General features: G+C 35.0%; 9 protein-coding genes. 1 reads left to right on the plus strand and 8 read right to left on the minus strand.

Annotated elements, in window-relative coordinates; translation table 11 throughout:
- Positions 1 to 59 precede the first annotated feature (59 nt).
- The 3 genes from Q0505_RS11700 to Q0505_RS11710 form a co-directional block, all read right to left on the minus strand.
- A complete protein-coding gene (locus Q0505_RS11700; RefSeq protein WP_299213013.1) occupies positions 60 to 410 on the minus strand; it encodes a hypothetical protein in 351 nt (116 codons plus the stop codon).
- A 10-nt stretch (positions 411 to 420) separates the two neighbouring features.
- Positions 421 to 831, minus strand: coding sequence for a carboxypeptidase-like regulatory domain-containing protein (locus Q0505_RS11705; RefSeq protein WP_299213015.1), 411 nt, complete (start codon positions 829 to 831; stop codon positions 421 to 423).
- 260 nt (positions 832 to 1091) lie between these two features.
- A complete protein-coding gene (locus Q0505_RS11710) occupies positions 1092 to 1691 on the minus strand; it encodes an NAD(P)H-dependent oxidoreductase (RefSeq protein ID WP_299213017.1) in 600 nt (199 codons plus the stop codon).
- A 107-nt stretch (positions 1692 to 1798) separates the two neighbouring features.
- Between Q0505_RS11710 and Q0505_RS11715 the strand changes: the two genes are divergently transcribed.
- A complete protein-coding gene (locus Q0505_RS11715; protein WP_299213019.1) occupies positions 1799 to 2134 on the plus strand; it encodes a helix-turn-helix domain-containing protein in 336 nt (111 codons plus the stop codon).
- A gap of 59 nt (positions 2135 to 2193) precedes the next feature.
- On the opposite strand, the gene Q0505_RS11720 is transcribed toward Q0505_RS11715, so the two are convergent.
- The 5 genes from Q0505_RS11720 to Q0505_RS11740 form a co-directional block, all read right to left on the minus strand.
- Complete coding sequence (locus tag Q0505_RS11720; protein WP_299213021.1) at positions 2194 to 3099, minus strand: mechanosensitive ion channel family protein; 906 nt, start codon at positions 3097 to 3099, stop codon at positions 2194 to 2196.
- Between the two features lie 143 nt (positions 3100 to 3242).
- Entirely contained in the window at positions 3243 to 5096 is a 1854-nt protein-coding gene (locus Q0505_RS11725) for a cystathionine beta-synthase (RefSeq protein ID WP_299213023.1), read from the minus strand.
- Positions 5097 to 5310: 214 nt separating this feature from the next.
- Positions 5311 to 5928: a hypothetical protein gene (locus tag Q0505_RS11730; RefSeq protein WP_299213025.1), complete on the minus strand. Its 618-nt coding sequence runs from the start codon at positions 5926 to 5928 to the stop codon at positions 5311 to 5313.
- Between the two features lie 2 nt (positions 5929 to 5930).
- Positions 5931 to 6428 carry a sigma-70 family RNA polymerase sigma factor gene (locus Q0505_RS11735; RefSeq protein ID WP_299213027.1) on the minus strand — a complete coding sequence of 166 codons (498 nt, stop codon included), beginning with the start codon at positions 6426 to 6428 and terminating at the stop codon, positions 5931 to 5933.
- 336 nt (positions 6429 to 6764) lie between these two features.
- Positions 6765 to 7328, minus strand: a 564-nt coding sequence (locus Q0505_RS11740) for a T9SS type A sorting domain-containing protein (RefSeq protein ID WP_299213029.1), incomplete at its 5' end; no start/stop codon positions are given.

Genomic DNA, 7328 nt, shown 5'->3' on the forward strand with positions numbered 1-7328 from the left:
GCTCTTGGAATAAGTTTTTTTGAGAGCACGACATTAAGAGTTTGGGCAGAACAAATGGTTTATGGACCATTGGGACAGTTCAGTTTGCTCTGCCTGCGAAGCCTTACCTTTCTTTTCACTCCATATTTGTTTTTTAATTTTTTACGACTACGTACGTTCTTAGCCATCAGATCATAGTTACCGCTTATATTATGCGTTACCCAATAATAAATCGCTCTAAAGCGCATAGCGTCTGTCTCTAGTTGAGAAGTCAAGCCGTAGACCAGTTCGGGTACATTGGTAAGCGCTTCTCCTTGATACCGATCTGCGGTGTATTCCGCTTTCGCGAAATTGATCTCTTTAAAATCAGCACGTTGTGCTTGCAGTGTAAGTACAAAGGAGAAGAGCAGTAAAAAAATAAAATTTTTCATGTAAGAAGGCTTACTTCTTGTTAAGGTCTAACGTTTTATCAGTCGGCTTGGTTCTTAACGCCCCGATAATCACCAGTTCGATATCTTCTAAGAAAGGTTTCACGAAAGTGGTATTCTCCGTAATTTTAACCTCTGCATCCTGATAGCCTAACGAGGTCACGAGCAATACATCATTTTCCTTTAATTTTTGAGGAAATATAAAGGCGCCATTTTCATCACAAGAGGTCCATATTTGAGTTCCCTTTAAAACTACAGTTGCCATCGGTACAACGCCATCTGTAGACTTCACGACACCAGTGACGGTTTGCCCTGTGGTTTGCGCATTCATTGTGTTTGTAAAAAGGCTTAAGGTCATTAAAAAGCCAAAAGCCATGAGCGTTTTTAAAACGTTCTGTTGCATGGTCATTGATTGTGTTTTCATAAGATATGTGTTTTTGTTTCTTCAAACTTAGACATCCTTTACGCGTAAATAAAGGGAGAATGAGGTAACGAGACACTTGCTTGAGTGAAGTCGTGCTTTGGGTGAGGATGCTACTACTTATTTTTTCGCTTAAAGCGAAAAACCGTCAGACGTTACTTTTAGTTTAAAAACATTATGGAATGTTGCAATACTTGGTAAAAAAGCAAAAGCCCCAAAAAGGGACTTTGCTAAACAATTCGTTCTTGATATGTGTTTTTCTTTTATATGGTCTCTATGACGTCTTGAAGTGCTCTTCTTGACTTAGGATTCTTACTTGGTTGATTAGAATCATCTGGATTTCTGTGTCCTATACACACTGCCACGATGGTCGCATAATCTGTTTGATCTAGAATCTTGTCATAGTTATCTGGCTCAATTCCCTCCATAGGTGTGGCATCAATACCCATTTCGGCACAGGCACTTAATAAAATACCTAAAGCCAAATACACTTGTTTGTCAAACCAAGCTTTAATTTCAGCTTCTGGTTTTGGTTTTATGTATTCTTTGTAATAATTGACAGCACCCTCAGGAAGTTCCTTCTCGATTTGTTCTTCAAATAAGGAAAGACTATTGATACGACTGAAAACAACCGTAGTATCACTATCTAGTAATTTATTGGTGTTGATCCAAGACACTTCTGACAGTTTCTGTATGGTATCAGGATTTGAAACAAATGTAAATTTCCAAGGTTGACTATTTATAGAAGAGGGTGTTAGACGTAAAATCTGTTGTAACTCTTCTATTTTTTGTTTTTCAATTTTTTTGGATGCATCATATTTTTTTGTGGTATATCGATGTTGCATAGATTTTAGAAAGCTCATATTTTTCTTTTTTAGTATACTATATATTTTATAGTAGCAAAACTAAGTATAGTTTTTTACCTTTGCAAGAACGGTCAAAAAGGATAGTATCAATTTTTAGTTTGAGTATGTACACATTTAAAGGAAAAGAATACCCATGTTGCACAAGTCTTACTATGGGTGTGATAGGAGGGAAGTGGAAAACAGTGATCTTATATCATTTAATGGAAGGAACACTGAGATATCATGAATTAAGAAAGCAAATGCCAACAGTCACCGAACGAACCTTGAGTTTACAGTTAAAGACGTTAGAAGATGATGGCATTATTAAACGGAAGGTCTATACTTCAAAACCTCCATTAAAAGTGGAATATTCCTTAACGGATTTTGGAGAAACGCTGGTTCCTCTAATACAGTCTATCGCAGATTGGGGTAATTTTGTGATTGATAAGTCTGAAGACTAATTATATGGAAAAGTGATTCTCGATTTTCTTTTTGTTTGTTATTCTTAACACAGATGTTTTTACTCTTTCTTTACATTAATAGTAGGAATTTGAACAACTTCAAAGGTAGTAGACGCTAATTTTACGGTACCATTTGTCTTTTCAATTTCTTTTCCAATGCGTTCATTTAGAATATGTTTGGTTACTCTTCGTTTTTTATAGTCAACGATATATCGGAGATTGAATTGAATCCAATTATCTGTCATCGTGATCGCTAATGTCGGATCAACTTGCGCATTTTCAATGTAATACTTCTGTACTACTTGATTCCATTCTGCAATTGATTCTGACACATACTCAGACAAGATTTCTGAAGCAATTTGCACAACAATAGTCTTTGCTAGATCAACATCAGAACCATATCTGATGGGAAGATTAAATTCATCCCAAACAAATGGAAAATCTTTTGAGTAATTATAAACAGGTCCTTTAAAAACAAACGCATTGCTAAGTTTTACGATTCTGCCACTGTAATTATCACTAGAAACCCATTCTCCTATTTCCATCATTGTAGTGTAAATACTATCAATATCAATCACATCTCCTTTGATCTTATGAATTTCAATTCGATCACCAGGCTTATAAACACCCACTAAAAATATATAAAACGAACCCGCAACACTTAAAATTAATTCTTGTAATGTGATGGTAATACCCGCAGTAAGTAATCCAATAGCTAATGCAAAGTCTTTAATACTCCCTGTAAAAAATGATATGGTGATGATAATAATGAGTACATACCCAAAAATCTCTACGGCTTTTTGAGATTTATAACGTACGGTAGAATCTGGCAATCTTTTTCTTAAAAGGCGTCTTAGAAAAGCAATGGTAAGGATGATAAAGATGACCCAAATCAGATATGTAATCACATTGGAAGAAATAGGATGTGCATCCATCCATTGACTTATTTTTTCAAATACATCCATCTTTTCTTAAATTACACACTGCCTAATACTTGTATTATAGGAGCTAGTTAAAAGTACGATTATTTACTAACTGATGTGTCATCGTTTTGAAAATGTATCAAAAATATGAATCCATTAAAAATCTCTTGTCACCTTTTTTATCATTAAATTTTCTCAACGAAATCTAAAAAGACTTCTTTATGACGTTCAAGATCCATATCAGGAGAAAGTGAAGCGCGAACAATGTAATCTTTGTCACCTTCTTTAGTCGTTCCTTGGGTAGATGTGGCAGGGATGGTCCAATAACATCCGTGTAGTTGTCCGTAACTCACGCAATACTTACTTTCATCGGGGATTTCAGTAATCATTAGAGTTATTAAATCGTGATTCAGCGCTCTCTTATAGGCTTCTTTTTCCTTATCCGTATTTCCTTTAGTGGGAAGGTCTAATGAAAACACAGAGGGAGTAAATCCTTCTTTTGCCAAGTCTGGTGATACAAAATTGATTTTTGCTTCGGGTAACGTTTCTTTGATAAAATTGACAAATTCACGTGTATTCTCATAAGCATCCCGAATCCTTTGATTCATAGGAGGCAATTGTTTGGCCAGTATCTCCATTTGAAGATGAGTAGCTTCATTATCACAAAGTCTTAGATGCATTTCTATCTTCTCCATCAAACCGTCCGTTTTTGTATTTCCTACGCAGTACCCAGCTGTACATTTCCCGCCACTTGGAAATTTAGACCCACTTGCATACGAAACAGTTCTAACGGTTGAGAGTATTTCTCCTTCACCTAAAAATTGGATATTCGGGCAAAATGTTTGATCTAAAATAAACACGGGATCAATAGCCATCTCCCCCGTAGGTGTTTTGCGTACTTTACTTAAAGCAGCCTTTAATTGTATTAGGTCTGGAACTTCAACTCTGGGGTTTGTAGGAATTTCAGCAATGATATATGGGATGGCATCTTCGTTTGCAATTTTAGCCAAAACGGTATCAATACTTTTTACCATATCATTATCCCCATCCACTGGTAAATCCACTACCTCAACGTTCTCTATACAAGCAGCAACGCGTCTTGCTTGATCATTTGTACCACCATAACAGTTGGGAGGAACGACAAATTTGATAGCTTTTCCTTTATGGTTTTCTAGGGCATCATCAATAAGCCCCATCATGATGGCATATTGAATGGAGAGTCCACTAGAACCAACCAATGGCTTTATTGTTGTACCCGTAACCTTTTTAATGGATTTTAAGACACTTGTTTTGTTTGCTTCGATAGAAGTGTTTGCGTTGTTCTCAGTATCAAAAGAAGATTCTTCAGTGAGTGCTTTCAAGGCAGTAAGACAATTGGCAGGTGTCATGGCAATGGTTTCTCTTCTTCGCACATGCTGAATATCGGATATATATCCCTCATTTTGCTCATCATTGATGATCAAAATACTTCCAAGCGGATCATATACATTGATGTAAAAGTCAATATTTGAGTTGAGTCCCATCGTAGAAATTTCATCTTGTTGTGAAATCAAAACTGTACTACCGTCAAACTTAGAAATGGTTTCTACGCTCTCCACTTTCTTTACATCAAAAGCATACCCATATACATTCCTTAGTACTTCAGCATCAAAAAAAGTAGGTAATTCTCCTGTATACAGAATTTGAGTGTTTTTATGATCTAATAGATTTTTTCTTAGAATTGCCAACACGGGCATCGTCTTAGATGAAAAACTGATAACCTGTTCTGATGCAAGATCATGCATGCCAGCAATAGCCCATTCTAGGATACAGGATAGGGGATGACCTAAACGAATATAATCATACGCCGTAGGTAATTTATGGAGTGCTGCTGATTCAGCATTAGTGTTGTTGTATAAGTTTTCAAAACGATCTATGAACTGAGTTTTTGCCAATGCTTCATCGTAAATATCGAGTCTGTGGGTTGTTAAACCCAACCAGTCATTTGGCATATTTTTTAAAACCTCTTTTATATAATCTAGCATTTTAGTGTCTTGCATAATGTCTACCTTTTGATAGGCTGGTAATGTACGTGAATTAGGATTATTTTAAAAGTGTTAGAAGCTGATTTTTTAAATGAAACGCTCTTTTTAAAATGTTGTATTTCCGTTTAAAAAAAAGCTGAGAAAACTTTCGCGAAAGCGTATTTTATAAAAACAAAAAAACCTGAATAGCGATATTGTTATTCAGGTTTTTAGTGTTCTTATTTTAATACTAAGATTCTATTTTCTTTAAGTCTTTGTAGTTACGGTCTAAGCGCTTGGTAAGGATTCCATATACTTTGCTATATACAAACCAAAAAGCACATGAAATCATGAAGATGACCAATGCGGTTATAATCACAACCATCGCCTTATTAGTCTCAGCAAATACTTGTGGGTTGCTGTCTATAATAAGGGTTGTTGTAAAAATAGAAGCAATCACAAATAGCGTCATACTGGTATAGATATAATAAGTGACCGTTTTGCGGACTTTGAGAATTTTTTTCATCAAATGTCTTGCAGAATCGGTACTTGTAATCTTTTTGAAGTTGATATAAAATTTGATAATAAAAAATAATAGAATAAAAAGGTGTACGATCAAAAAAGTCGTTTCAAAACGCTGTAAGGATGCGGACTCTAGTGTGAGTTCTCCTCCAAATTTAAAATCTCTAAATAAGGTTGATATGAGTATCCAAAACGCAAATTCTATCATACTTATAATAAAAATCAATTTTACAATAGAAGATGATTTTTTAAGTAACATGGGGTATATATCTTCTCTGCTAAGCTTTGGAAGTGTGGCATCTTGATTTTGCCACTGTTTTTTTAATAATTCTAATTCATCTACCATAACTATGATGGGTTTAATATTTTTTTAAGTTTTCCTTTCACACGATTCATTTTTACACGAGCATTTACTTCGGTAATTCCCATCGTCTCAGAAATCTCTTTGTAATTTTTATCTTCTAGATATAGAAAAACTAGGGCTTTTTCTATATCGTTTAAATCTTTAATGGCAGTATACATAACCTTTAATTGTTGTTCTATAGTATCATCATATTCTTCTGATGAAATACGGAACATGACATTATCAAAGTCCTGTGTTTGCACGGTACGTTTTGATTTTCTATAGAGTGTAATAGCGGTGTTCAACGCTACACGATACATCCAGGTACTAAACTTGGCATCTCCTCTAAACTTAGGAAACGCACGCCATAACTGTATCGTGACCTCTTGAAAAAGGTCATTATGCTGGTCTCGATTATTGGTATATAATCGGCAGACTTTATGCACAATATTCTGGTTTTCCTCCAGAAGTGTCACAAATTGTTCTTGTAAATTTTTATCCAATGGTTGATCGTTAGTTACCTATTTGTAGTATATGTAGGTGTAATGTTACAAAGGAAGCTACTTTTATTGTAATAAATTGCTATGTATGGTTAAAAGTCTATGAGTCTATAGAGTTTAAAAGTTGAGGAGTATGTATAGGAGTTTATGAGTTCTTATTTTTTTTCGCTTTCGCGAAAGCGTACAATGCCAAATATAATTCAAATTTTTAAGGCTTATTTTAAGTTATATTTGAATAAACCATAAATTTCTAAAGGAAAGAGACTATTATGAAAACTAAAAGCCCGCTACACAATGATAGCGGACTCTTCTCCCTAATTAATTATGTAAATGAATATTTTATTTGATAAGCACTTTTTGAGCAGTTCCATTTGAGAATTTGATGATGTACATTCCTGTACTCATCGTCTCTATATGTACTTGAGAGGCAAGCGGACTACTCGCTACTTTACGACCTACCATGTCATACATTTCATACCCAGTTTGCTCGCTAAAAAATAGGTTTCCATCAGAAGTAGGATTAGGGTACACCGTAATTATATGATCTTCTATTGTAAATTCTTCTATGTTTAAGGTATCATTTGCTAATGAATAAACCGCAATTGTTGAACTTACTTCGTTTGCCACAACAATAAGTCCCATTTCTGTAGCATTATCTTCTGGAGCTATATAAATCACACCTTCTGGTGCAAGATCTCCATCTGGATTTTCAACATCCAGTGTAGTGTCTCTATTATTTACATAGGTTTCAAAGGTAGGTGCTGTTGGGTCTGTCACATTAAATACAGCAATACCTCCAATACGTTCAAGTCCTATAAAAGCATACCATTGGTCTCCAATTTGTTGAACAATCACTGCTTCTGGCTCGGGTCCTTTATCGTCCGATCTATTTTTGAAATTATT

This window comes from uncultured Dokdonia sp., assembly GCF_937910895.1.
In the GTDB taxonomy this organism is placed as follows: domain Bacteria; phylum Bacteroidota; class Bacteroidia; order Flavobacteriales; family Flavobacteriaceae; genus Dokdonia.